23 protein-coding genes, 1 tRNA gene and 1 pseudogene are annotated in these 25245 nt (G+C 66.8%); 9 read left to right on the forward strand and 16 right to left on the reverse strand.

All coding sequences use genetic code 11. From position 1 onward, the window contains the following. The 4 genes and pseudogenes from EPO41_RS29585 to gyrA all read right to left on the reverse strand — a co-directional run. Window positions 1-282: pseudogene (locus tag EPO41_RS29585) on the reverse strand (hypothetical protein); the annotation flags it as partial. A gap of 28 nt (window positions 283-310) precedes the next feature. Then, window positions 311-385 (reverse strand) — tRNA-Lys (locus EPO41_RS29590). Between the two features lie 87 nt (window positions 386-472). Continuing rightward, window positions 473-979, reverse strand: coding sequence for a pantetheine-phosphate adenylyltransferase (gene coaD, locus EPO41_RS29595; RefSeq protein WP_296333275.1), 507 nt, complete (start codon window positions 977-979; stop codon window positions 473-475). Window positions 980-1034: 55 nt separating this feature from the next. Continuing rightward, on the reverse strand, window positions 1035-3803 hold the full coding sequence (gyrA, locus tag EPO41_RS29600) for a DNA gyrase subunit A (protein ID WP_296333331.1): 2769 nt from the start codon (window positions 3801-3803) through the stop codon (window positions 1035-1037). Window positions 3804-4090: 287 nt separating this feature from the next. On the opposite strand from gyrA, the gene EPO41_RS29605 reads away from it, so the two are divergent. Then, window positions 4091-4696: an HAD-IA family hydrolase gene (locus tag EPO41_RS29605; RefSeq protein ID WP_296333278.1), complete on the forward strand. Its 606-nt coding sequence runs from the start codon at window positions 4091-4093 to the stop codon at window positions 4694-4696. After that, entirely contained in the window at window positions 4693-5124 is a 432-nt protein-coding gene (locus tag EPO41_RS29610; protein WP_296333280.1) for a DCC1-like thiol-disulfide oxidoreductase family protein, read from the forward strand. The genes EPO41_RS29605 and EPO41_RS29610 overlap by 4 nt, the downstream gene beginning before the upstream one ends. Before the next feature lie 147 nt (window positions 5125-5271). Here the strand turns inward: EPO41_RS29610 and ssb are convergent, their stop codons facing one another. After that, the gene (ssb, locus tag EPO41_RS29615; RefSeq protein WP_296333284.1) at window positions 5272-5769 is read right to left on the reverse strand and encodes a single-stranded DNA-binding protein; all 498 of its coding nucleotides are present in this window, start codon (window positions 5767-5769) and stop codon (window positions 5272-5274) included. Window positions 5770-5948: 179 nt separating this feature from the next. On the opposite strand from ssb, the gene EPO41_RS29620 reads away from it, so the two are divergent. Further along, on the forward strand, window positions 5949-7193 hold the full coding sequence (locus tag EPO41_RS29620) for an MFS transporter (RefSeq protein ID WP_296333287.1): 1245 nt from the start codon (window positions 5949-5951) through the stop codon (window positions 7191-7193). Window positions 7194-7268: 75 nt separating this feature from the next. Continuing rightward, a complete protein-coding gene (gene uvrA / locus EPO41_RS29625; protein ID WP_296333290.1) occupies window positions 7269-10157 on the forward strand; it encodes an excinuclease ABC subunit UvrA in 2889 nt (962 codons plus the stop codon). A 138-nt stretch (window positions 10158-10295) separates the two neighbouring features. On the opposite strand, the gene EPO41_RS29630 is transcribed toward uvrA, so the two are convergent. The 3 genes from EPO41_RS29630 to pdxH are packed head-to-tail and all read right to left on the reverse strand — an operon-like array spanning window position 10296 to window position 13259. Then, the gene (locus tag EPO41_RS29630) at window positions 10296-11786 is read right to left on the reverse strand and encodes a bifunctional aminoglycoside phosphotransferase/ATP-binding protein (RefSeq protein ID WP_296333292.1); all 1491 of its coding nucleotides are present in this window, start codon (window positions 11784-11786) and stop codon (window positions 10296-10298) included. Continuing rightward, entirely contained in the window at window positions 11783-12652 is an 870-nt protein-coding gene (locus EPO41_RS29635; RefSeq protein ID WP_296333294.1) for a cation diffusion facilitator family transporter, read from the reverse strand. The genes EPO41_RS29630 and EPO41_RS29635 overlap by 4 nt, the downstream gene beginning before the upstream one ends. Before the next feature lie 13 nt (window positions 12653-12665). Continuing rightward, complete coding sequence (gene pdxH, locus EPO41_RS29640; protein WP_296333297.1) at window positions 12666-13259, reverse strand: pyridoxamine 5'-phosphate oxidase; 594 nt, start codon at window positions 13257-13259, stop codon at window positions 12666-12668. 79 nt (window positions 13260-13338) lie between these two features. Between pdxH and fabI the strand changes: the two genes are divergently transcribed. The 4 genes from fabI (at window position 13339) to sppA (ending at window position 17602) form a co-directional block, all read left to right on the forward strand. After that, complete coding sequence (gene fabI / locus EPO41_RS29645) at window positions 13339-14175, forward strand: enoyl-ACP reductase FabI (RefSeq protein ID WP_296333299.1); 837 nt, start codon at window positions 13339-13341, stop codon at window positions 14173-14175. An 18-nt stretch (window positions 14176-14193) separates the two neighbouring features. Next, a complete protein-coding gene (aroC, locus tag EPO41_RS29650; RefSeq protein ID WP_296333301.1) occupies window positions 14194-15264 on the forward strand; it encodes a chorismate synthase in 1071 nt (356 codons plus the stop codon). 63 nt (window positions 15265-15327) lie between these two features. Continuing rightward, the gene (locus EPO41_RS29655; RefSeq protein WP_296333304.1) at window positions 15328-15813 is read left to right on the forward strand and encodes a hypothetical protein; all 486 of its coding nucleotides are present in this window, start codon (window positions 15328-15330) and stop codon (window positions 15811-15813) included. Between the two features lie 31 nt (window positions 15814-15844). Continuing rightward, window positions 15845-17602, forward strand: a complete 1758-nt coding sequence (gene sppA / locus EPO41_RS29660) for a signal peptide peptidase SppA (protein ID WP_296333305.1) — start codon at window positions 15845-15847, stop codon at window positions 17600-17602. A 181-nt stretch (window positions 17603-17783) separates the two neighbouring features. Here the strand turns inward: sppA and EPO41_RS29665 are convergent, their stop codons facing one another. The 7 genes from EPO41_RS29665 to EPO41_RS29695 form a co-directional block, all read right to left on the reverse strand. Further along, entirely contained in the window at window positions 17784-18893 is a 1110-nt protein-coding gene (locus EPO41_RS29665; protein WP_296333308.1) for an alpha/beta hydrolase, read from the reverse strand. Next, a complete protein-coding gene (locus tag EPO41_RS29670; protein ID WP_296333311.1) occupies window positions 18890-19372 on the reverse strand; it encodes a 2'-5' RNA ligase family protein in 483 nt (160 codons plus the stop codon). Before EPO41_RS29670 ends, EPO41_RS29665 begins: the two co-directional genes overlap by 4 nt. A gap of 1 nt (window position 19373) precedes the next feature. After that, entirely contained in the window at window positions 19374-20129 is a 756-nt protein-coding gene (locus tag EPO41_RS29675; RefSeq protein WP_296333335.1) for a DUF169 domain-containing protein, read from the reverse strand. Between the two features lie 93 nt (window positions 20130-20222). Further along, window positions 20223-20960: an SDR family oxidoreductase gene (locus EPO41_RS29680; RefSeq protein WP_296333314.1), complete on the reverse strand. Its 738-nt coding sequence runs from the start codon at window positions 20958-20960 to the stop codon at window positions 20223-20225. Next, window positions 20953-21741 (reverse strand): alpha/beta hydrolase, encoded by a 789-nt coding sequence (locus EPO41_RS29685; protein ID WP_296333317.1) that lies wholly within the window; start codon window positions 21739-21741, stop codon window positions 20953-20955. The genes EPO41_RS29680 and EPO41_RS29685 overlap by 8 nt, the downstream gene beginning before the upstream one ends. A gap of 2 nt (window positions 21742-21743) precedes the next feature. Next, entirely contained in the window at window positions 21744-23039 is a 1296-nt protein-coding gene (locus EPO41_RS29690) for an O-acetylhomoserine aminocarboxypropyltransferase (protein ID WP_296333320.1), read from the reverse strand. A 31-nt stretch (window positions 23040-23070) separates the two neighbouring features. Beyond that, on the reverse strand, window positions 23071-23259 hold the full coding sequence (locus EPO41_RS29695) for a DUF1192 domain-containing protein (RefSeq protein WP_296333323.1): 189 nt from the start codon (window positions 23257-23259) through the stop codon (window positions 23071-23073). A gap of 66 nt (window positions 23260-23325) precedes the next feature. On the opposite strand from EPO41_RS29695, the gene EPO41_RS29700 reads away from it, so the two are divergent. Beyond that, window positions 23326-24318 (forward strand): NAD(P)H-quinone oxidoreductase, encoded by a 993-nt coding sequence (locus tag EPO41_RS29700; protein ID WP_296333325.1) that lies wholly within the window; start codon window positions 23326-23328, stop codon window positions 24316-24318. Between the two features lie 47 nt (window positions 24319-24365). Here the strand turns inward: EPO41_RS29700 and EPO41_RS29705 are convergent, their stop codons facing one another. Continuing rightward, window positions 24366-24998: a cell cycle transcriptional regulator TrcR gene (locus EPO41_RS29705; protein WP_296333327.1), complete on the reverse strand. Its 633-nt coding sequence runs from the start codon at window positions 24996-24998 to the stop codon at window positions 24366-24368. Window positions 24999-25245 lie beyond the last annotated feature (247 nt).

A 25245-nucleotide genomic window follows, 5' to 3' on the forward strand; every position in this document is an offset into this window, starting at 1 on the left:
CTGGCTCTTGGCCAGATTTTCGGGCAGCGGCAGAGTCAGGGCCGTGCTGAACACCAAGGAATAGACGGCGATCATCAGCAGGGGGGCAATGATCGCCCAGATCCATCCGGCGATCGACCCTTTGAAGCGCTCGCGAACCTCGCGCCGCAGGATCGCGGCGATCAGGTCGCGATGCTGCGACATGCGGACGAACGGCTTCACGATGAAGCTGAAGAGGCGCTCGGTCGGGCCGAGATTCTCGACCACGATCTGCTTGCCGTTGACGACTTTCACCGACGGCATGAGCCGTTCTTCTCCTTCTTGGGTCCAGTGGTGAGCCCGGTGGGGTACGATCCCACGACCCTCTGATTAAAAGTCAGATGCTCTACCGCTGAGCTACGGGCTCTTTCCGGTTCCGCGCCGCGGGCTTCTTCGCCGCGCGGCGCCCATATAAAGTGCGGGCGGCCGATGGTCAACGAGGCCTCTCCCGGCCTCATTTCTTGCCGAATTTGGCCTTCAGGCGCTCGAATACCTTCTTGGACACGAACTGCGACGTGTCTCCGCCCAGGCGGGCAATGTCCTTCACCAGGGACGAGGCGATGAACTGGTGCCGGTCGGATGCCATCAGGAAGATGGTCTCGATCGCAGGCTCCATGCGCGCATTCATGTTGGCCATCTGGATCTCGTACTCGAAGTCCGAGACGGCCCGCAGCCCGCGGATGATGACCGATGCCTTCACGTCGCGCGCAAAGTGGATCAGCAGCCCCTCGAACGGCACCACCTCGATGCGATCGCGGTCGGCCTGTGGAAAATCCGCAATGTCTTCGTTGATGATCTCGATCCGCTCCTCGAGCGAGAACAGCGGTCCCTTCCCCACGTTGATGTGCGGGCCGATCACCAGCCTGTCGACGAGGCGCAGCGAGCGGCGCACCACTTCCATGTGCCCGCTCGTGATGGGATCGAACGTGCCCGGATAGACCCCGGTGCGTTCTACGGCCATGTCTCCCCCTTGTGCGCAGACTGCGACGGCGAAGTCTTAGCGACACGACCGATCCTTATCCACCGTTTGTTTCGGAACTGGAGTCCTGCTCCGTTCCCGTACTCGGCTCTGCCTGGACGTCGCCGCTTCCACCGTTGCCGGCGTCGTCGTCTCCGATCCGAACGGCCGTGACGACGCGCTCGCCCTCGCTCACGTTGACGATGCGCACGCCACGCGTCGCACGTCCGGCGATGCGAATTCCATCCACCGGGCAGCGGATCAGGGTACCGCCGTCGGTGACCAGCATGATCTCGTCGGTATCGAGGACGGGAAGAGCCGCGACGATCTCACCGCCCTTGGCCAGGCTCATCAGCTCGACGCCCTTGCCGCCGCGACCGGTGACCCGATACTCGTAGGCGGAGGTACGCTTGCCGAAGCCCGACGAAGCCACCGTCAGCACGAACTCCTCCTTGGCCTGCAGTTCGGCGAAGCGTTCCGGCGAAAGCGTGGTGGCGGGCGCTGCCGCCTCCTCACCCGCGGGAGCTTCCTCCTCTGTGACCGCCTCGCCCGCTTCCGTTGCGTTCTCGGCCTGGCGCAACACGCGCGACTGGCGCAGGTAGGCATCGCGGTCCTCGGTCGGAATGCCCTTGCCGCCGTCGACCAGCGACATCGAGATCACCTCGTCGCCCTCGGCCAGCGCGATACCGCGCACGCCGGTCGAATTGCGGCTGGCGAAGACACGCACGGTCGAGACGGGGAAGCGCATGGCGCGGCCCTGGCGTGTCGCCAGCAGCACGTCCTGCTCCTCGGAGCAGACGCTGACGCCGATCAGGCGATCGCCCGCATCCTCACCCTCAAACTTCATGGCGATCTTGCCGCCCTGGTTGACGCTGGTGAAGTCGCTGAGTTCGTTGCGGCGCACGCCGCCGCGTGCCGTCGCGAACATCACGTTGAGCGTCGACCAGCTCGCCTCGTCCTCCGGCATCGGCATGACGGCGCTGATCGTCTCGCCCTCGCTGAGCGGCAGCAGGTTCACGAACGCCTTGCCGCGCGCCTGCGGCGCGCCGAGCGGCAGGCGCCAGACCTTGAGCTTGTAGACGATGCCACGGCTCGAGAAGAACAGCACCGGCGTGTGCGTGTTCGCCACGAACAGGCTCGACACGAAATCGTCCTCGCGCGTGGCCATGCCGGAGCGGCCCTTGCCGCCGCGGCGCTGGGCACGATAGGCCGACACCGGCACGCGCTTGACGTAGCCGCCATGGGTCACCGTGACGACCATGTCCTCGCGCTGGATCAGGTCCTCGACGTCCTGCTCGAACTCGTTGTCGACGATCTGGGTGCGCCGCGGTGTGGCGTACTTCTCCTTGATCTCGCGCAGTTCCTCGCCCATCAGCGCGAACAGCTTGTCGCGATTGCCCAGCAGTTCGAGGTAGCCCTCGATCAGCTTCGCGACCTCGGTCAGCTCTTCGGCGATCTTGTCGCGCTCCAGGCCGGTCAGGCGCTGAAGTCGCAACTCGAGGATGGCGCGGGCCTGTACTTCGGAGAGCCGGTAGGTTCCCTCGGGCGACACTTCGCGGCCCGGCTCGGCGATCAGGTCGATCAGCGGCTTCACGTCGGCCGCCGGCCAGTCCTTGGCCATCAACCGCTCACGCGCCACGTTCGGATCGGGCGAGCGGCGGATCATCTCGATCACTTCGTCGATGTTGGCGACGGCGATCGCGAGACCGACCAGCACATGGGCGCGGTCGCGCGCGTGGTTGAGCTCGAAGCGGGTGCGCCGGGTGAGCACTTCGGCCCGGAAACGAATGAAGGCCTCGAGCAGCTCCTTGAGGCTCATCAGCTTCGGGCGGCCGCCGTCCAGCGCCAGGGCGTTGACACTGAAGCTCGTCTGCAGCGGCGTGAAGCGATAGAGCTGGTTCAGCACGACGTCGGACATGGCGTCGCGCTTCAGGTCGATGACCAGCCGCACGCCATCCCTGTCGCTCTCGTCGCGGATCTCGGAGATGCCCTCGACCTTCTTGTCGCGCACCACCTCGGCGATGCGCTCGTGCAGCCGGGCCTTGTTCTCCTGGTACGGAATCTCGGTGACGACGATCGACTCGCGGCCACCGGATTTCTGCTCGATGGCGGTCTTGGCCCGCATCATCATCGAACCGCGGCCGAGTTCGAAGGCGGCACGGATGCCGTTGCGGCCGAGGATGATGCCGCCGGTCGGGAAATCCGGGCCCGGCACGTATTCCATGAGCTGCGGCACGGTCAGCTCCGGATTGGCGATCAGCGCCAGGCAGGCATCGATCAGTTCACCGAGATTGTGCGGCGGGATGTTGGTCGCCATGCCCACAGCGATGCCACCGGCGCCGTTGGCCAGCAGATTCGGGTAGGCCGCCGGCAGCACCGTCGGCTCGTTCTCGCGCTCGTCGTAGTTCGGCTGGAACTCGACCGTGTCCTTGTTGATGTCCTCGAGCAGCGTCTCGGCGACGGTGGCGAGACGCGCCTCGGTGTAACGCATCGCCGCCGGCGGATCGCCGTCCATCGAGCCGAAGTTGCCCTGGCCCGAGATCAGCGGCAGGCGCATCGAGAAGTCCTGCGCCATGCGCACCATGGCGTCGTAGATCGCGCTGTCGCCGTGCGGGTGATACTTGCCCATCACGTCGCCGACGATGCGCGCCGACTTGCGGAAGGGCCGCGTCGAGTCGTATCCACCCTCCTTCATCGCGTACAGGATACGGCGTTGCACCGGCTTCAGTCCGTCACGCGCATCTGGCAGCGCGCGCGCCACGATCACGCTCATGGCGTAATCGAGGTAGGAGCGGCGCATCTCCTCTTCGATCGTGATCGGGGCGATATCGTGCGGCGAAGGCTGTGGCGGAGGCGCGTCGGGGGGCGGCGGCGCCGGCGGAAGGGTCGTATCGTCGCTCACGGAGACCTGGGATTTTCTCGTTCTTGCAGCCCTTCCGGAGACTCCGGCGGGGGTATTTCGCAACCTAGCAAACAAGCCCCGCAAGACCAACTAAAATCGGCTGGCAGACCGGCCTTTAATGCTTTGATATTATTGACTAAATTCGCACCGAAAATACCTCACGGAAAGGCAGCGAATTGCCCCCAGAAATTGCTCCGTCCCGCCCCTCCGTCGTGGTCTTCGACATGGGCGGCGTGCTGATCGACTACAATCCGCGGCACCTCTACCGGAAGCTCATCCCGCAGGAGGCGGAGATGGAGCACTTCCTCGCCAACGTCACGACCCGCGAATGGCACATGCGGCAGGATTACGATGGTGACCCGGCCGCTGCCACGCGCGAACTCCAGGCCCTCCATCCCGGCAGGGAAGCGCTGATTTCGGCCTACTACGACCGGTTCGACGAGATGCTCGACCATGCCTTCCCGGCGATGGCGGACCTCGTCGAACGGCTGGGCGATGCCGGCGTGCCGCTCTATCTGCTGTCCAACGCCCCGGGCTTTCTCGACGCCTGGCTGCGCGGTCCTGGACGGGTCAGGCATCCGTTCATCGCGCGCTTCCGCGACTACGTCGTCTCCGGCAACGTCGGCTGCTGGAAGCCCGACGCGGCGATTTTCGAGCTGACCTGCCGCACGGGCGGCTTCGATCCCCCGGATGCCGTATTCATCGACGACGTGGTGGCGAACGTCGAGGGCGCCCGCGTCGCCGGCATGAGCGGCATTCACCATCGCTCCGCGGAGGAGACGGTTGCCGAACTGCGCGCGCTGGGCTTTCCTGCATGAAACTCCCGGCGGCCCTCGGCGACCTGCCGCAGCCGCTCTACTTCTTCGATGGACATTGCATCCTGTGCAGTCGCTTCGTGGCCTTCTGCCTGAAGCGCGATCCCGAGGGACGGCTCAAGTTCGCCAGTACGCAATCCGGCCTCGGCAAACGGGTTCTCCTCGCCCTCGACCTTGCCGACGACACGTTCGACCGGACGATCCTGCTTCTCGAGGGCGACCGGATCTACACGCGTTCGACCGCCGCGCTGCGGGCGGTGAGCCACCTCAAAGGCCCGGCACGCTGGCTCTATCCGCTTATCCTCGTCTCCAGGTTCCTGCGCGACCCGATCTACGACATCGTCGCACGCAACCGCATCCGATGGTTCGGCCGACTCGATTCCTGCCTCGTGCCATCGCCCCAGGCACGCGACCGCTTCATCGATTTGTGAGGAACCCGCAATAGCGGACCAGCCCGGCCGATCACGGGCAGGTCGATCTCGGCCCGGTCGTCAGCTCGAGGAGAAGGGCGCTGGCAAGAAGGCGGCACAGCCTGCCGCCGAAGACGCCCGTCCCATCCAGGACGAGCGCCGCACGGCCTAGAACGGGATGTCGTCGTCGAGCTCGGCCTTGGCGCGCGGAGCGGCGCGTCCACCACTGCCACTACCGCTCGACATGCCACCACCGGACATGCCGCCGCCGTAATCGTCGTCCATCCCGCCGCCGTCACCGCCACCGCCGCCACTACGGCCATCGAGCATGGTGAGGGTTCCGCCGAAACGCGGGATGACCACTTCGGTCGTATAGCGTTCCTGGCCGCTCTGGTCGGTCCACTTGCGGGTGGTGAGCTGGCCTTCGAGATAGACCTTGGCGCCCTTCTTCAGAAATTTCTGGGCCACTTCGGCCAGCTTGTCGTTGAAGATCACGACGCGATGCCACTCGGTCCGTTCCTTGCGCTCGCCGCTGTTGCGATCGCGCCAGGTCTCCGACGTCGCGACCGACATGTTCACCAGCGAACGGCCGTCCTGCATGGACTTCACTTCGGGGTCGCGGCCGAGATTGCCGACCAGAATGACTTTGTTGACGCTGCCCGCCATGGGGGCCTCCTTGGCTTTCCCGGCGCCGCGGGACGCGGCACCTACCTCACGGCCGGCAAACTAGACCCGGCTGCCTGTGGGCAGCCACCTAATAACGGTTGTGAAGTGAGGTCTGCTCATGGGCGCCCTCCGACAATTCATTGGTTGGGGCGGCAAAGTCTCCCGTATCTTCCCCGGCCATGAGCAAATCCTTCCACGTTCCCCAGGTTTCGACCGGCCAGGCCTACGCCATGCTGGGCGGCGCGGCGCTGATGATGACCCTCGCCATGGGCATCCGCCAGAATCTCGGCCTCTTCCAGGCGCCGGCCTCAAAGGAACTCGGGATCGCGATCTCGGACTTTGCGCTGGCGATCTCCGTCCAGCAGGTCGCCTGGGGTGTGAGTCAGCCGATCGCCGGCATCTTCGCCGACAAGCATGGAACGCGTTGGGTCGCCATGATCGGCAGCGCCCTGTTCATCCTCGGCATCTGGCTGACGGCCACGGCCCAGGGCGTCCTGCCGATCATCCTGGGCGCCGGCGTCCTGATCGGCGTGGCGCTCGCCTGCACGACCTCGGGCATCACCGCCAACATCGCCGCCCGCGTCGTCGAACCGGGCCGCCGGACCCTGGCCTTCGGCATCGTCTCGGCCGCCGGCTCGGTCGGCACCATGCTGACGGCGCCCATCGCGGCCTACCTCCTCAATACCGATGGCTGGCGCGCCGCCGTCTGGGCCTTCGTCATCCTGGCGCTCGCCATGCTGCCGGCCGCCTGGATTGGCAGCCGTGCCGACAGGCTGCCCAACACCCTGTCGACCGACCGCAACCTCACCCTGGCGGGCGCGCTGGATGAAGCCCGGCGCCACACCGGCTATGTCGTGATGGCGCTGGCCTTCTTCGTCTGCGGCCTGCAGCTCGTGTTCATCACCACCCACCTGCCGACCTATCTCGCCCAGTGCGGCATGGACCCGTCCTACAGCGCGGTGGCGCTGATGCTGATCGGCGGCTTCAACATCCTGAGTTCGTGGCTGTTCGGCTGGCTGGGCGATAAATACCCCAAGCGCCTGCTGCTGGGCGCGATCTACCTGCTGCGCTCGCTGGCAGTGGCCCTGTTCTTCCTGTTCCCTCCGACGCCGCTTTCCGTGGTGCTGTTCGGCGCCGCCATGGGCACGCTCTGGCTGGGGGTCATTCCCCTGGTCAACGGGCTGGTGGTGCAGATCTTCGGCCTGCGTTTCCTGTCGACCCTGACCGGCATCGCCTTCCTCAGCCACCAGGCCGGTTCCTTCCTCGGCGCCTGGGGCGGCGGCTACCTGTTCGACCTGCTGGGTTCCTACGATCTCGCCTGGAAGATCGGCGTCCTGATCGGGCTGATCGCGGGCACCGCGCAGCTTCTGATGAACGACCGTCCGACGGCCCGGGTGCTGGCAGCGCAAGCATCGCCAGCGTGACGCAGGGCACTGGCGGAGCTGGGGGATAATCGCCATATGCGCTGATCCCGCGCATACCTTATTGTTCCGGTCCTGATGGCAAAGTCCCGCTTACCCGCTGCCGAGCCGCATCGCTTCATCTCCGTCCGGGGGGCGCGCGAGCACAATCTCAAGAACGTCGACGTCGACCTGCCGCGCGACAGGCTGGTCGTGATCACCGGCCTCTCCGGCTCGGGCAAGTCGTCTCTCGCCTTCGACACGATCTATGCCGAGGGCCAGCGCCGCTACGTCGAGAGTCTGTCCGCCTATGCGCGCCAGTTCCTCGAGCTGATGCAGAAGCCGGACGTCGATTCGATCGAGGGCCTGTCGCCCGCGATCTCCATCGAACAGAAGACGACCTCCCGCAATCCGCGCTCGACGGTCGGTACCGTCACAGAGATCTACGACTATCTGCGCCTGCTGTTCGCGCGTGTCGGCGTGCCCTACTCACCCGCGACCGGACTGCCGATCGAGAGCCAGACCGTTTCCCAGATGGTCGACCGCATCAAGACGATGCCGGAGGGCACGCGCCTCTACCTGATGGCGCCGATCGTGCGTGGCCGGAAGGGCGAGTACCGCAAGGAACTCCAGGAACTGCAGCGCAAGGGCTTCCAGAGGGTCAAGGTCGACGGCAAGCTCTACGAGATCGCCGAGGCTCCCGCGCTCGACAAGAAGTTCAAGCACGACATCGACGTGGTCGTGGACCGCATCGTCGTGAAGCCCGATCTCGGCAACCGTCTCGCCGATTCGCTCGAGACCGCGCTTACCCTCGCCGAGGGCCTGGCGATTGCCGAGAACGCCGACAATGGCGAGCGCACGGTCTTCTCCGCCCGCTTCGCCTGCCCTGTCTCGGGCTTCACCATCGAGGAGATCGAGCCGCGCCTCTTCTCCTTCAACGCGCCCCAAGGCGCCTGCCCGGCCTGCGATGGCCTCGGCGTGAAGATGTTCTTCGATCCCGAGATGGTGGTGCCGGACGACCGGCTCTCGCTCTCGGAAGGCGCGGTCGCGCCGTGGGCCGATTCGTCGGGCCAGTATTACATGCAGACGCTCGAGAGCATCGCGAAGCACTTCAAGGTCAAGACCTCGGTGCCGTGGCGCGATCTGCCGAAGAAGGTGCGCGACACGATCCTTTACGGCAGCGGCAGCGAGTCCATCGCCATGCGCTACGACGACGGCATCCGCCAGTACCAGACGACCAAGCCGTTCGAGGGCGTGATCCCCAATCTCGACCGCCGCTGGAAGGAGACCGACTCCTCCTGGGTGCGCGAGGAGCTGGAGCGCTTCCAGCACGAGAGCAAGTGCGAGACCTGCAACGGCGCCCGCCTCAAGCCCGAGGCGCTCGCGGTCAAGATCGCCGGCCTCAACATCAGCCAGACGACCGAGTTCTCGATCGGCGAGGCGGTGAAGTGGTTCCTGGCGCTCGATCCCAAGCTCACGCCCAAGCAGCGCGAGATCGCCGCGCGAATTCTCAAGGAGATCAACGAGCGGCTGGGCTTCCTCGACAATGTCGGCCTGTCCTACCTGACCTTGAACCGCACCTCCGGCACCCTGTCCGGTGGCGAGAGCCAGCGCATTCGCCTGGCCTCCCAGATCGGTTCGGGCCTGACCGGCGTGCTCTATGTGCTCGACGAGCCGTCGATCGGCCTGCACCAGCGCGACAACGACCGGCTGCTCAAGACGCTCACGCGCCTGCGCGACCTCGGCAACACCGTGCTGGTGGTCGAGCATGACGAGGATGCGATCCGTGCCGCCGACTATCTGGTGGACATGGGTCCGGGCGCCGGCGCCCATGGCGGCACGGTGATCGCCCAGGGCACGCCCGACGAGGTGATGCGCAACACCGCGAGCCTCACCGGCCAGTATCTTTCGGGCTTCCGCCAGATTCCGATCCCCAAGGTGCGGCGTGAGCCACCGCCGAAGAACGGCCGCTGGCTCACGCTGAAAGGCGCCAGGGAGAACAATCTCCAGAACGTCACTGCCAGCATCCCGCTCGGCACCTTCACCTGCGTCACCGGCGTCTCGGGCAGTGGTAAGAGCACCCTGATCGTCGAGACGCTCTACAAGGCGCTGGCCAAGCGGCTGAACAATGCGCGCGAACATCCCGGCGCCCATGCCGGTCTGGACGGCATCAACCATCTCGACAAGATCGTCGACATCGACCAGTCGCCGATCGGCCGCACGCCGCGCTCCAACCCGGCCACTTACACTGGCGCCTTCTCGCCGATCCGCGACTGGTTCTCCCAGCTGCCGGAATCGACCGAGCGCGGCTACAAGCCCGGACGCTTCTCCTTCAACGTCAAGGGCGGCCGCTGCGAGGCCTGCCAGGGCGACGGCGTCATCAAGATCGAGATGCACTTCCTGCCCGACGTCTACGTCGAATGCGACGTCTGCAAGGGCAAGCGCTACAACCGCGAGACCCTGGAGATCGTGTTCCGCGGCAAGTCGATCGCCGACGTGCTCGACATGACCGTCGACGAGGGTTGCGAGTTCTTCAAGGCGGTGCCGGTCATCCGCGACAAGCTGCTGACCTTGCAGCAGGTCGGGCTGGGCTACATCCACATCGGTCAGCAGGCGACGACCCTGTCGGGCGGCGAGGCGCAGCGGGTCAAGCTCGCCAAGGAACTGTCGCGCCGCGCCACGGGCCGCACGCTCTACATCCTCGACGAACCGACCACCGGCCTGCACTTCGAGGACGTGCGCAAGCTGCTGGAAGTGCTGCATCGCCTGGTCGAGACCGGCAACACGGTGCTGGTGATCGAGCACAATCTCGAAGTCATCAAGACAGCCGACTGGGTCCTCGACATGGGCCCCGACGGCGGATCGGGCGGCGGCCGCCTGGTCGCCGAGGGCCCGCCCGAGGCCGTCGTGAAAGTGCCCGAGAGCTACACCGGCCAGTACCTCGCCCGCCTGCTCCCGCGCAGTTCGACGGCGAAGAAGCGGGCCTAGACCTCATTGGAGCGCGCCACTCCAGTGGCGCTCATGCCTTGCCGATAGACGGGCCCTGAGCGCAACCGGAGTTGCGCGCTCCGTTGATTGTCACTGTGGCGAACCCTCGAATCATTTCATCTTGGAAAGTGAAAAGGATCAGTGACGCTCCCAGTCGATTTCACCCAGATCGTAGCCAAACTGCCGCTCGACCACGGATGCCGTCGCGTCGGAAGCATCGCCTTTCCGGTCCGTCACGCGCTGCTGGGCCACGTCTTTCGGCACGTCGAGCCAGATCCCCTGGAACGGCACTCCGACCTTTCGCGCCAGCGCCTCGGCGGCGGCCCGTTCGCCAGGGCGGGCGAAGACGGCGTCGAGCACGACGCTGTGCCCGGCGCGCAGCACCCGCTCGGCGCGCGCGAGACACGCGGCGTAGACCCGCGCCGACGCCTCGGGGGAATAGCTGCCGGCGGGCATGCGTTCTTCCAGCGCGACGCCCGCCTGCCGCTTGCGCTCGACATCGGTCCGTACCACGACGGCGCCCGGGGTGCGGCCGATCTCCGGCGCGAGCTTCAGCGCCAGCGTGGTCTTGCCGCTGCCCGACAGGCCACCGATCGCGACCAGGCGCGGCGGAGCGGGCTGCAGGAAGGCCAGCGCCGCCTTCTGGTAGGCACGCGCCGGGGCATTGTCGGCGCCGCTGACCGCCGTGACCGCCGAATCGACATAGGCCCGGATCGCGGCCCGACGCGCGAGGAACATCGGCATCAGCGCCAGCGCCTCCTCGTGCGATGCACCTTCAAGCTCGCCGACCCGCCACAGCCATTCGTTCAGCAGGCGATTGGCCAGCGCCCCCAGCCCCTGGCGCGCCAGGTCCATGAGCGCAAAGGCCAGATCGTAAAGCACGTCGATGTTGGCGATCTTGTCGGAGAATTCGATGGCGTCGAACGGCACGGGTTGGCCGTTCAGGGTCACGATGTTGCGCAGGTGCAGATCGCCGTGACAGCGCCGGATCGCGCCGGCCGCGACGCGGCGCGCCACGAGATCGAGGTACGGCTCGAGCGAGCGCGGCATCGCCTCGGCCAGCGCCTCGCTGGTCGGCGGATCGAGCCGCTCCCCCGCCTCGCGCATCTGCCGGACGTCGGCCGCGACCGAGTGACGGTAATCGTCCGGCGAGCAGAAGCCCGAGGGGATGGCCGGCAAGCTGTCATGGAACCGGGCCACGCGTGTGCCGAGCGCCGCCATCAGCTCGGGCGTCAGCGCGCCGCGCGCCGCCATGCGGTCGAGCAGCCCCTCCTCGTCGAAGCGGCGCATCACGACCAGCCAGTCGATGGCGTGCTCGGACGCCTCGCCGACCCCGCCCAGCGCCAGCCCGCCGTCGCGCCGCATCACCGGGGCGATGCCAAGGTAGATTTCAGGCGCGGATCGCCGGTTCACCTCGATCTCGGCCGCGCACATTGCCGCGCGCCGGCCCTCGGTCGAGAAGTCCATGTAGGGAAACTTCACCGCCCGCTTCAGCTTGTAGGCGCGCTCGCGGCACAGGAAGACGACAGCGCCGTGCGTGTCGATCCGGCGCTCGGGTTTCAGCTCGGCATCGAGGAAGGCGATCGTCTCGGACTGGTCCTCGACCACGAAGGAAGGTCTGCCCGTCATGGCGCGGCCGAAGGATCGACGTGGATGATGATTTCCGCGCCGGGAAAGGCCCGGGCGATTTCGGCCTGCACCTCGAGGCCGATCGCGTGGCCTAGTACGACCGAGAGGTCGCGATCGACCTCGATGTGGAGCTGGATGAATTTTGTGAGGCCGCTCGACCGCGTCTTGAGGTCGTGCACGTCCCTCACGCCCGGATGCGCCCGCACGATCTCCCCGATCTTCCGCCCATCCTCGGCCGGCAGTTCGTGATCCATCAGCACGTTCAGCGATTCCTTGCCGACGTTCCAGGCGCCGTGCAGCAGGTAGAGCGCCACCAGCGCCGCCACGCCACTGTCGATCAGCGGCTGGTCCAGCACACCCGACAGGAACACCCCAACGCCGGTCACCAGGGTCGCCACGAGATCGGTGCTGTAGTGCGCCATGTCGGCATTGATGGCGAGCGAGCCGCTGCGCCGCACGACGTACTTCTGGAACGTGACGAGACAAAGGGTCAGCCCGATCGCCAGCGCGCTAACGGCGAGGCCAAGTCCCTCTTCCCGCACCTGCTTCGGATCGCCCAGCCGCTCGACGATCGCGACCAGCAGGGCGCAGCCGGACGCGGCAATGAAGCCCGCCTGGATCAGGCCCGCCAGCCCCTCGGCCTTGCCGTGTCCGAAGCGATGATTGTCGTCCGCCGGTACCAGCGACTGCCGCACGGCGAAGAATGTCACCATCGAGCTGACGAGATCGAGCGACGTGTCGACCAGCGAGGACAGCATGCTCACGGAATCGGTGAGCCGCCAGGCCGCGAACTTGGCGACGATCAGGATGAGCGCCGTCGAGATTGAAGCGACGGTCGCCAGCCGCATCAGCCGTTGGGGCTCCATTGCCGTCACGTCCTCAGGGGTACAGCGTTCGCGTGGTCCAGGGTTCCGCCAGAGAGCCGCGCCGGTATTCCAGGCGGTCGTGCAGGCGGAAGGCGCCGTCCTGCCAGAACTCGATCAGGGTCGGCTGCAGGCGGAATCCTGACCAGTGCGGCGGCCGCGGCACCGTCCCGATCACGTGCCTGGCCCCGTACTCCGCCACCCGCTTCTCGAGCGCGAACCGGCTCTCGAGCGGCCGCGACTGCTCCGACGCCCAGGCGCCGATCTGGCTGCCCCGGGCGCGGCTGGCGAAATAGGCGTCGGCCTCCGCCGCGGTCGTCTGGATGACCGGCCCCTCGAGGCGAACCTGGCGGCGCAGCGACTTCCAGTGGAAAAGGAGGGCCGCCTTGGGATGGGCCAGGAGGTGGCTGCCCTTGCGGCTTTCATAATTCGTGTAGAACACGAAGCCGTCGGCGTCATAGTCCTTTAACAGAACCATGCGCACGGCGGGCGTTCCGTCCGGACCCACCGTGGCCAGGGCCATGGCGGAGGGGTCGTTGGGCTCGGAAGTGCCGGCCTCGCCGTACCAGGCGGCGAAAAGCTCCAGCGGATCAGTGGTTTCCCGGATCATGACCCACAATATGAGGGGGTCGGCCGCGTTCCACCACCGGCATCTTGTCCCAATAGCCGTCCCCCGCTAGAACCGCAGCATGACCTCTGCTGCACAACTGATGGCCGGTAAAAAGGGCCTCGTCATGGGCGTCGCCAACGAACGCTCGATCGCCTGGGGCATTGCCAAGGCCTGCCACGACCAGGGAGCGGAGGTGGCCTTCACCTTCCAGGGCGAGGCGCTGGAGAAGCGTGTGCGCCCGCTGGCCAACTCGATCGGGGCCAAGATCATCGAGCCATGCGACGTGACCAACGCCGCCAGCATCGACGCGGTCTTTGCCAAACTGGAAAAGGAATGGGGCAAGCTGGACTTCGTGGTCCATGCGATCGCCTTCTCCAACAAGGACGAGCTCCGCGGCCGCTACCTCGACACCACGTCGGACAACTTCAACCTCACCATGAATGTGAGCGTCTACTCCTTCACCGCGGTGGCGCAGCGCGCCGTGCCGCTGATGAAGGACGGCGGCAGCCTGCTCACCCTCACCTACTACGGCGCCGAGCGGGTCATCCCGCACTACAACGTCATGGGCGTGGCCAAGGCCGCCCTCGAGGCGAGCGTGCGTTACCTGGCGGCCGATCTCGGCGAACAGAAGATTCGCGTCAACGCGATCTCGGCCGGTCCGATCAAGACGCTCGCCTTCGCCGGCATCAACGACGGCCGCTATATACTGAAGTGGAACGAACTCAACTCGCCGCTGAAGCGCAACGTCACCACTGAAGAAGTCGGCAATGCCGGCCTCTATCTCCTCTCCGATCTCGGCACCGGCGTGACCGGTGAAGTGATGCACGTCGATGCCGGCTACCATGTCGTCGGCATGATCAACACCTCGTCCGCGAAGCAGATCGCCGACTTGCTCGGCAACTTCGAAGGCGAGTAGCGCAGGAGGCCGGCGACCATGGCCGGCAGCAGTTTCGGCACCCTCTTCCGGTTCACGAGCTGGGGCGAAAGCCACGGGCCGGCGATCGGCTGCGTGGTCGATGGCGCGCCGTCTCGCATCCCCCTCTCGGAGGCCGACATCCAGGTGTGGATGGATAAGCGCCGTCCCGGCCAGTCGCGCTTCGTCACGCAGCGCCAGGAACCGGACACGGTGAAGATCCTGTCCGGCGTGTTCGAGGGCGTCACGACGGGCACGCCGATCGGGCTGCACATCGACAATGTCGACCAGCGCAGCCGCGACTACGGCGAGATCAAGGACCAGTTCCGCCCCTCTCATGCCGACTACACCTATCACATGAAATACGGTGTCCGGGACTATCGCGGGGGCGGGCGCCAGTCGGCGCGCGAGACCGCGGTGCGCGTCGCCGCCGGGGCCATCGCGCGCAAAATCCTGGGTGATGGCGTCACCATCCGCGGCGCCGTGGTCCAGATCGGCACGCAGAAGATCGACCGTGCCAATTGGAATTGGGACGCCACCGGCGACAATCCCTTCTGGTGCCCCGACCGTCAGGCGGCGCAGAACTGGGAAGGCTATCTCGACGATGTCCGCAAGCGCGGCAGCTCGTGCGGAGCGGTGATCGAGGTGGTCGCCTCGGGCGTTCCCGTGGGCCTGGGCGATCCGGTTTACGACAAGCTCGATGCCGACCTCGCCAAGGCGCTGATGAGCATCAACGCCGTGAAGGGCGTCGAGATCGGCGACGGTTTCGCCTCGGCTGCGATGAGCGGCGAGGAGAATGCCGACGAGATGCGCATGCGGGACGGCCAGCCGGTCTTCCTCAGCAACCATGCCGGCGGCATCCTGGGCGGAATCTCGACCGGGCAGGACATCGTCTGCCGCCTCGCGGTCAAGCCGACCAGCTCGATCCTGACGCCGGTCCGCAGCGTCGACCGCAACGGCCACGAGATCGAGCTGCGGACAAAGGGCCGTCACGATCCCTGCGTCGGCATCCGCGGGACCCCGGTGGCCGAAGCGATGATGGCCTGCGTCCTCGCGGACCACCTGCTGCGCCACCGCGCGCAAGCCGGCTAGCGCTCCGCAGTGGCCGCCCGGCAAGCCCTCCAGGTGCGCTACGGCACCCTCCACAATCTGGGGATGGCCGCCGTCTCGCTCCTGATGATCGGCTCAGCCATCGCGCATTTCACATCGGGAGATTCGGCCAACGCGCCGACGCTGTCGCTGAACGATCCACGCTTCGTGCTGTTCTCGGTCCTGGCGTTGATCATGGTCTACTACATCTACGTCGGCGTCAGTCGGTATCTGAATCGCACACCGCAGGTCATGATCGACCACGAAGGCATAGCCCTCGGCTTCGGCCGTAACGCACGCATCGCGTGGGAAGATATCCAGTGGGTTCGACTGCGCCGCCTCGCGATGCGGACCCAGCTCCAGATCGGCGTCGAGCCGCAGGCCTTCCTCGCAGCGGACCTGCGCCTTTCCCAGTTCAATCTCGATGACAGCCTGCGCCCGGTCCGTGGCATGCCGGCGACCGTTATGGTCCGCGACAACGGCCTCGATACGAATGCCGTGGCGATGCTTGACGCCGTGAAGTCGTTCCGGCCGAATCTCGTCCGTTCCTGACCCACACACAACATCAGAGGGGAACTCTCGCATGCGGCGTTTCATCGTCGGCTTTCTTGCGACCATCGGCACCCTCGTCCTGCTGGCGATCGTCGCCGGCGTAGCCTTCTTCGCCTCGGGGCCTTTCTCGCCCAAGCCGCTGCCGCAGCAGATGGTGCTGTCGCTCGACTTGCGCTCGCTGCCGCCGGAAACGACGTCGGCCGGCCTGCTGAGCGGCGGACTGTTCGGCAGCTCGCGCGACATCGTCGAGGTGGTGCAACTCCTCTGGCAGGCGGCTGACGATCCGCGCGTCGTCGGCCTCTACGTCGAGATCGGCGACGAAGCGGGCGGTCTCGCCCGCGTGCAGGAGCTGCGCCAGGCCATCGCCCACTTCCGCGGCAAGGGCAAGTTCGCGGTGGGCTTCGCGGAAGCGCTCGGCAGCGGCGGCAATCATGTCGCCGACTACTATCTCGCCGCCGCGCTGGAGCAGATCTGGCTCCAGCCGAGCGGCGGCTTCGGCGTCACCGGCATCGCCGTCGAGACCCCGTTCCTGAAGGGCGGCCTCGACAAGCTCGGGGTCAAGGTCGAGGGCGGCAAGCGCTACGAGTACAAGAGCGCGCCCGACTCGTTCATGGAGACGAGCTACACCCGTCCCGCCCGCGAGAACCTGCAGCAGTTGATCGACAGCCTGTTCGGCCAGTTCGTGAGCGACGTGGCCCGCGACCGCAAGATCGAGCCGGCGCAGCTTCGCCGCCTGATCGACACGGCGCCACACGAGTCCGAGCAGGCGCGGCAGGACGGCCTCGTAGACAAGATCGGCTATCGCGCCGACGCGCTCGAGGACGTCTACCAGCGCGCCAACGGCAAACGCGATCTCGTGACCCTGGCGGAATATGCCGGCGACGAGGCACGCCCGAAGCAGAGCGGCGACGTCATCGCCCTCGTGCGCGTGAACGGCGCGATCATGTCGGGCGGCGGCGAAGGCAGTCCCCTCGAGGACGACGCGATGGCCAACGCCGAGGACGTCGTCGAGGCGCTGGAGAATGCCGCCCAGGCCAAGGATGTGCGCGCCATCGTCCTGCGCATCGACTCGCCCGGAGGCACCTATCCCGCCGCCGACGCCATCGCCGACGCGGTCGGCCGGGCACGGGCCGCTGGCAAGCCCGTGATCGTCTCGATGGGCGACGTCGCGGCCTCCGGCGGCTACCTGGCCGCCGTACGCGGTGACGTGATCGTCGCCCAGCCGACGACGATCACCGCCTCGATCGGTGTCTTCAGCATCTGGCCCATGGCGCAGGAGCTGCTGACCTCGCTCGGTGTCAACGTCGAGCGCATCTCGGTCGGCCGAAATGCCGGCATGCACTCGACCTTCCAGCCGCCGACGCCGGCCCAGCGCGCCGCCATCAACCGGGAGCTCGACGTCATTTACGCGGCCTTCACGACCCAGGTCGCCGAATCCCGCAACCTCGACGCCAACCGCATCGACGCCGCCGCCCGCGGCCGTGTCTTCAGCGGCACCGACGCCAGACAGGCCGGCCTGGTGGACGAACTGGGTGGCCTGCAGCTCGCCCTCAACATCGCCAAGGCCAAGGCCGGCATCGGCGAAGGCCGCAAGGTCGAGATCCGCCGCTTTCCCGACGAGGGCGATCGCTGGCAGAAGATCATCGATCGCCTGTTCAAGCTGGCCAGTGTCTCGACGGCATCCAGCACGAGCATGCCCCGCGAGCTCCGCGAGGCGCTGGCGAAGTTCGGCATCGCGGCGCGGCCGGGCAACGTCCGTCTGCCGCCCCTGCCACCGCTCTGGCGTTGATCGACTTACGCCTCAGGGAAGAACCGTCGTCTCGACCGAAGCCTCGCGCAGCGAGGCGTAGTGGAGAGACCTTCGCTCTACGATTAGCCGGCAATTGGTGGAGCGAAGGTCTCTCCACTACGCGCCTTTGGCGCTCCGGTCGAGACGACAGGTGCTTGTTATCGACCTTCAATTCTTACGCCTATCGCCGCTCCTCCAGGAGCGCGACGATCGCCTGCCACATCTTCCAGGCGTTGGCGACGTTCACGGCCGTGAACTCGACATGGCCGATATCATCGATCAGGAACAGGGATACGCGCGCCTTCGACGCGGCCACCGCGAGATCCTGGCTCTCGCTATAGGGAACCATCGGATCGGTGCGGCCGTGCACCAGGATGAGATGGCCGCGCAGCTTCGACAGATCGTAGAAGGCGAGGTTCAGGCCGTCGATCTCGCGACGCACCGTCTCGGGCAGTCCTTCGATCAGGCGATTGACGGCATCTGGATCGCGATTGTCGACCAGAGCCAGCACCGCACGGCCCTGCGGTCCCAGCATGGCGACCTCGCGGGAGATGTCGGCGTTGCGGTCGCGGAAGCGCAGCACCGCAATCTCTTCCAGAAGGCGCGCGTCACGCGGATCGTCGAGCCGGCTCGCATTGGCCCGCAGGATGGCCCAGCGGCCATAGGCGTTCGGCTCGACCCGGAACTCCCGGCTGTCGCCTCTCGGCCGGAAGGCGCCCGTGGTGACGAAGCCGATGGTCGTGTAGGCGTCGCGATAGCCGCCGATGGCGACGACGAAGGCAATGCGTGGGGCAAGATCCTCCTCGATTGCGGCAATGATCGCGGGCGCGGCGGCATAGGAGATCGCGGCGACGCCGAGCGGCAGGTCGGGCAGGCGCCGGTTCAGCTGCCGCAGGGCGTCGGCCACCCGTTCGCCGTCGGCGCGGGACAGGACGAGTTGGCGTACTTCCGGCAGTTCCGGCACCAGCACCGCAAAGCCCACCCGTGCGAGGCTGCGGGCAAAGGCCTGCAGGCGCGGCTCGTCCCGGCCCAGCACGGCGGCGCCGGGGACGAGGACCATCGCCGCGCGGGGCTGGCTGGCCGGGAGGTAGAGGTCGCCCTCCCCACCTTCCCAGCGCATCGGATATTCCTGCGGCGACGCGGTCACGCCCTGCAGCCAGGTCGGCGCACCACCGGCCGCGATGTCCCACATCATCAGCGTGGCTTCCGCCCAGACCATCGGGCGTCCGAAGAAGAGCAGCAGGAGAAGGCCGGCCAGGAGCGCGAGCAGGGTGCGCCGGACGATCTTCATGTTCCGAGGCGCACGCTGGCCAGGGTTTCGAGCGTGTCGCCGGTTCGCCGCAAGAGTGCCAGCTCCTCGATCCGGCCGGTCATCGGCAGGTTCTGGCGACCGACGATGCGCGCCACCTGCTCGGCCTCTACAGCGCTGCGGAACCGGCCGAGCGTGATGTGCGGTTCGAAGGGCTCGCTGCCGGGAACCGGGTTCAGGTCCTCATGAAGGGCCGTCAGTTCGGCCGCGCCATCCGATGGCTCGGCATAGAGATGGAGGTCCGAGCGAACGATGCGGTCGATCAGGAACCAGAAGGGCCGCCGATCGACGGCTTGCAAAGCCGCGCGCAGTTCGCCCTCGCGGTCGGCCGGCGCGCCGAACACCAGGGTGAAGTGCGGGCCGATCAGCTCCGCTTCCTGCGGATGATACTGCGCCCGCAGCCGGCGCAACGCCGTGTCGTCGGCCTCGCCGAGCACCGGCCAGGCCACGACGTAGAGCATCTCAGCTGTAGCTCTTGGCCATGCCGAGGGCCGGATCCATCACCGCGCCGTAGGGCGGGAACGGATAGCGCAGGCCGTTCTTGCCGAGATGGCCCATGCCCTCGACCGCGCGCAGCAGCTCGTCCGGCGGGCAGGCCATCAGCAGCTCGTCGTCGGCCACGCCGCCGTAGCGGCGTTCGGCGAAGCAGGGCAGCGACAGCGAGGTCTGGCGCGTGGCGAGCGCCCTTCCCCACGAATCGGCGCAGGCGCTCTCGCCCGTCACGGTGAAGTCGTAGCGGCGGTAGCGGTGATACTGCAGGCCGTTGATGAAGTAGATCATCTGGCCGGGCGTACCGTAGAAGAGGCAGATGTCCGGCGGGTCGAGGCGCGCCGAGCGCAGCGGCGACACGACGAGGCCGTTATACTTGCCGTCGGGCACGCGCGGCATCTGCGCCTGGTGGGCGGCAGACGCTTCCTTGTTGCCGAACCACACGCCGTTCATGTGGTCACCGGACAGAAAACCCTCGCCCGGATGGTTGAGGCCGACGACGCCCCCGCAATTGCCGCCGCGCGTATTGTCGACGGTGATGCCCAGCGTGAAACCGTACCAGCGCGACTGCGTCACCATCTGGCACATGGTGAACTTGAATCCCTCGGTGGGTTTCCGCACGCCCTTGATCTTGTCCATCTCGGACGGGTCCTCGAACAGGCGCATGCCGATCGGCTGGGTGCGGATGCGCAGCAGTTCGATCAGCTTGTTGCTCGCCTCGGCCAGCATGGCGCCGGTAATGGTCTCGGGCGGCGTCCATGGGGCGGTCTTGTAGCCCGGCGGCAGCGTCTGGACGTTCATTGTTGTTTCCTCCGTGTCTGGCTAGGTGAGGTTCAACCCACCGTCGGCGATGACGATCTCTCCCGTAACGTAATCGTTGGCGCACAGCGCGGCCACCAGATCGGCGATGTCCTCCGGTTTCGCAGGTCGCTTCATCGGCGACCTGGTCTTCCAGGTCTCGAGCATGTCGGGCCAGTTCGCCGTCATCGGCGTCTCGACCAGACCCGGCGCCACGGCGTTGACACGGATGTCCGGTCCCAGCGACAGCGCCAGCAGCTTCGTGACGTGATGCAGCGCCGCCTTCGAGGCCGCATAGGGGATCGACGATCCCTTGGGGCGCGAGCCGGCATGCGTGCCGATATTGACGATGCTCGCGGGCCGGCCGCCTTCGCTGGAAGTGCGCAATGCGGCTTCGGCCTCCGCGACGAGCACGAAGGGCGCGATCAGGTTGACGTCGAGCATCTGCCGCCACAGCGCCGGCGTCGCCGCCTTGAGATCAGTGTGCGGGATGCGGATCGACAGGCCGGCATTGTTCACCAGCACGTCGAGGCGACCATGCGCCTCGAGCACCGACGCGACGAGACCGCGCGCCGCCGTCTCATCGCCGAGATCGGCCCGGTGATAGCTGGCCCGATTCAGCTCCTCGGCCATTGCCTTTCCGACATCGGCCGAACTGCGCGAATGCAGCGCCACGATGTAGCCATCGCGCGACAGGCGACGCGCAATGGCAGCGCCGATGCCGGAGGTCGAGCCGGTGACGAGCGCGACGCGATCAGACACAGGACTTCAGCGCCTCCAGCGTCTCGTCGGGCCGCTCCACCATCATGAAGTGCCCGCAGTTCGGGATGGTCACGGCACGCGAACCGGTGATGGCAGCGACCAGTGACCGGGCCTTGGCGGCCGGCGTCATGAGATCACCGTCCCCCAGCACGAAGACGGTCGGGCACGTCACCGCCGCCGCCCGCGCGGGTGCATCCTTATAGGCGTTGCAGGCGGCCAGATCGCTATGAATGACACCCGGCTCGTTGCCCGCCAGCACGGCCAGCGATTCGCGGCGCAGCCAGAGGCCGGGCGAGACCATTCCGCCTTTGTGCAGCGCGTTGCCCATGCCCCAGAAGGTCATCAGCTCCTGCACCTTCACCGTGTTGGCCTTGGCCGATTCGAGCATCTCGGGATGCACCGGCATTTCCGAAGCGACGCCGCACAGGCCGAGCGCCCGTACCTTGTCGCCGTGCCGCGCTGCGCAGTCGAGGGCGACCAGCGCGCCCATCGAATGGCCGACCAGGGCCGCCTGCTTCAGGCCGGCCGCCTCGATCAGGCGCGCCGTCCAGTCGGCCATCGCGGGAATGCTGTCGAGCGCCGGTCCATCCGACCAGCCGTGCGCCGGGAAGTCCACGGCCAGCACGCTGCGGCCGTGATGGGCGAACCAGCGCGTCTGCAGGCGCCAGGCGGTGCGGTCGAAACCGGCGCCATGAAGGAAGACGATCGCGGGCTTGGACGGATCGAATTCGGTGCCGCCGGTCGTCGCGAAGACGGTCCGGCCATCGACGGTGAGCTTCATGGTCAGCCCTTCTGCGCGGCGCGCAGCGCCGGCCCGAGATCGTCGATCAGGTCTTCGGGGTCTTCCAGGCCGACCGAGAGCCGGATCATGCCTTCGCCGATGCCCGCTTCCTTCAGCGCCGCCGCATCGAGCTGGGCGTGCGTCGTCGAGGCGGGATGGATCACCAGCGACTTGGCGTCACCGACATTGGCCAGATGCGAAAACAGCTTCAGCCGCTCGATGAAGCGCCGGCCCGCCTCGCGGCCGCCCTTGATGTCGAAGCTGAAGATCGAGCCCGTGCCCCTGGGCAGCAGCTTCTGCGCCAGCGCATGGTCGGGATGATCCGGCAAGTCGGGCGAGGCGATGCGCTCGACGGCGGGATTGGCCTTCAGGAACGCCATCACCTTGCGGGCATTCTCGACGTGGCGGGCGACGCGCAGCGGGAGGGTTTCGAGACCCTGGATCAGATAAAAGGCGTTCTGCGGCGACAGGCAGCAGCCGAAGTCGCGCACACCCTCGGTGCGCGCGCGCATCACGAAGGCATGCGGGCCGAACTCCTCGGCGAAATCGATGCCGTGATAGCCGGCATAGGGTTCGGTGAGCGTCGGAAACTTGCCCGAGCCCTCCCAGTCGAAGCGGCCGGACTCGACGATGACGCCACCGATCGCCACGCCGTGCCCCCCGATGAACTTGGTCGCCGAATGGAAGACGATATCGGCGCCCAGGGTGAGCGGCTTGCACAGGACCGGCGAGGCGAAGGTGTTGTCGATCATCAGCGGGATCTTCGCCTCGTGGGCGATCGTGGCGATGGCCGGGATGTCGAGCACCTCGCCGCCCGGATTGCCGATCGTCTCACCGAGGACCAGCCGCGTGTTGGGACGGATGGCCTTGCGGAAACCTTCATGGTCGCGCGGGTGCACGAAGGTCGTCTCGATGCCGAAGCGCGGCAGGGTCAACGCGAGCATGTTGCGCGTGCCGCCATAGAGCGAGGTCGAGGCGACGATGTGGCTGCCCGCGCCCATCAGCGTGGCGATGGCGATATGGAGCGCCGCCTGGCCGCTCGACACGGCGAGCGCGCCGGAGCCCTCCTCGAGCGCCGCAACCCGCTCCTCGAACACCGACACGGTCGGATTGGAGATCCGGCTGTAGATGTGCCCGCCGACCTCAAGATTGAACAGGCTGGCCGCATGGTCGACATCGCGGAAGACGAAGGACGTCGTCTGGTAGATCGGCACGGCGCGCGCGCCGGTCACCGGATCGGGATGCTGCCCCGCATGCAGCGCCAGCGTATCGGGCTTCAGGAACTTGGCTTCGACCAATCTATCCTCCCCTTTCCAAGCGGTTCCGCGTTCACTTCTTGAACAGGGAGGCCGCGGCTGCGGCGTGACTCCGCTTGGCCTTGATCTTGGCTTCGACGCGCTCGAGTTCGGCCTTGAGCACGATGACGTATTCCTCCAGATCCTCGACGTTCATGACGTCGAGATTCCTGGGTTGCGTCTTCTTCTGCCTGGGGTCGAGGTCGTCGAGATCGAAGGCCATGGCGCGTCTCCACGGAAGCGGCTAAGGCAGGACTAGCACCGCTCCTCCCGCTTCGAAAGGCCGACCATGAGTGCCCTGCCCGCCACGATGACCTGCATCGAGATCACGAAATATGGCGGGCCTGAAGTGCTGGTGCCGACGACGCGGCCGGTACCGCAGCCCCGGGCCGGCGAGATCCTGATCAAGGTCGCGGCCACCGCGGTCAACCGCCCCGACATCGCCCAGCGCCAGGGCAACTACGCTCCGCCGCCGGGAGCGTCGGACCTGCCGGGCCTCGAGGCGTCCGGCACCGTTGCGGCCTTGGGCGAAGGCGTGACCGGCTGGAACCTGGGCGACGCGATCTGCGCCCTGACGCCGGGCGGATCCTATGCCGAATACTGCATCGTGCCGGCGCCGCAGTGCCTGCCGCCGCCCAAGGGCTTCGACCTGCTGCAGGCCGCGGCGCTGCCTGAGAACTACTTCACCGTCTGGCACAACCTCTTCGAGCGCGGCCAGCTCAAGGCCGGGGAGACCGTGCTGATCCATGGCGGCGCGAGCGGCATCGGCACGACCGCGATCCAGCTCGCCAAGTCGTTCGGCGCGACCGTGCTCACCACCGTGCGGACCGAGGAGAAGGCCAGCGCCGTGAAGGCGCTCGGGGCCGACCACGCCATCCTCTACAAGGACAATGACTGGGCGGCCGAAGTGAAGAAGCTGTCAGGCGGCGTCGACGTCGTGCTTGACATGGTGGCAGGCGACTACCTGCCGAAGAACCTGTCGCTGCTGAAGCTCGACGGACGCTGCGTCGTGATCGCCGTGCAGGGCGGCGCCATGGCGACGATCAGCGCCGGCTTCCTGATGGTCAATCGCCTCACCCTCACCGGCTCGACACTCAGGCCTCAGAGCATCGAAAGCAAGGGCCGCATGGCGCGCGGGCTGAGGGAAAAGGTCTGGCCCCTGCTCGAAGCCGGCAGGATCAAGCCGATCATCTACAAGACCTTCCCACTCAGGGATGCCGCCGGCGCGCACGCTGAACTGGAACGCGCCGACCATGTCGGCAAGGTGATGATGACCGTCTAGGGAATAACACTCCCCTTTGCGGAGCACGCAAAGGGGAAGGTTCGAGCCTACCGCTCGCTGACGTCGGGCTGGTCGGCTTCGGCCGGATCGACGTCGGCGGCTTCCTCGACCACTCCCGACTGCGCCGCCTCCTTCTTGCGCGAGGCATCCTCGCGGGCGGCCTTGCGGCGCGCACGGTCGACGGCGTCGTTCAAGTCCTTCAGCGAGCAGAGGCCGAGCGTCACCGGATCGCGCGGACGCACGTTCTGCATGTTCCAATGCGAACGATCCTTGACCGACTGCACCGTGCTCTTGGTCGAGCCCACCAGCTTGGCGACCTGGCTGTCCTGCAGCTCGGGGTGAGTCTTCAGCAACCAGGCGATCGCGTCGGGACGATCCTGTCGCTTGGCGACCGGCGTATAGCGCGGGCCCTTGGAGCGGGCCTGCGGCATCGGCACGTCACGCGGGCTGAGTTTCAACCGCGCGTTGCTGTCGGCTTCGACGCGCTTGATCTCTTCCTTGGTCAGCTGGCCGTTGGTGGTGGGGTCGTAACCCGTCATGCCGCCTGCGACTTCGCCGTCGGCAATCGCCTGGATTTCGAGCGGATGCAGGCCGGTGAAAGCCGAGATCTGATCGAAGGTCAGGGTCGTGTTCTCGACCAGCCAGACGGCGGTCGCCTTGGGCATCAACACTTGCGACATGAATTCACTCTCCTGCGCCCGGATATAGAGGCCGGCCCCGGCGGCGCCAACCCGAAAAGCGCATAGCTGAAAATGGAAACGGCCGGGGTTGCCCCCGGCCGTTCCTGAAGTCAACGCTTCGGATCGTCTTACTGGATGACGATTTCGACGCGGCGGTTCTGCGGCTCGCGGACGTTCGGGCCGGTCTGCACCAGCAGGCCCTGCTCGCCACGGCCAACCACCGCGATCGCGGTCGCCGGCACGCCTT

The sequence above is a fragment of the Reyranella sp. genome (genome assembly GCF_004297265.1).
Classification (GTDB): domain Bacteria; phylum Pseudomonadota; class Alphaproteobacteria; order Reyranellales; family Reyranellaceae; genus Reyranella.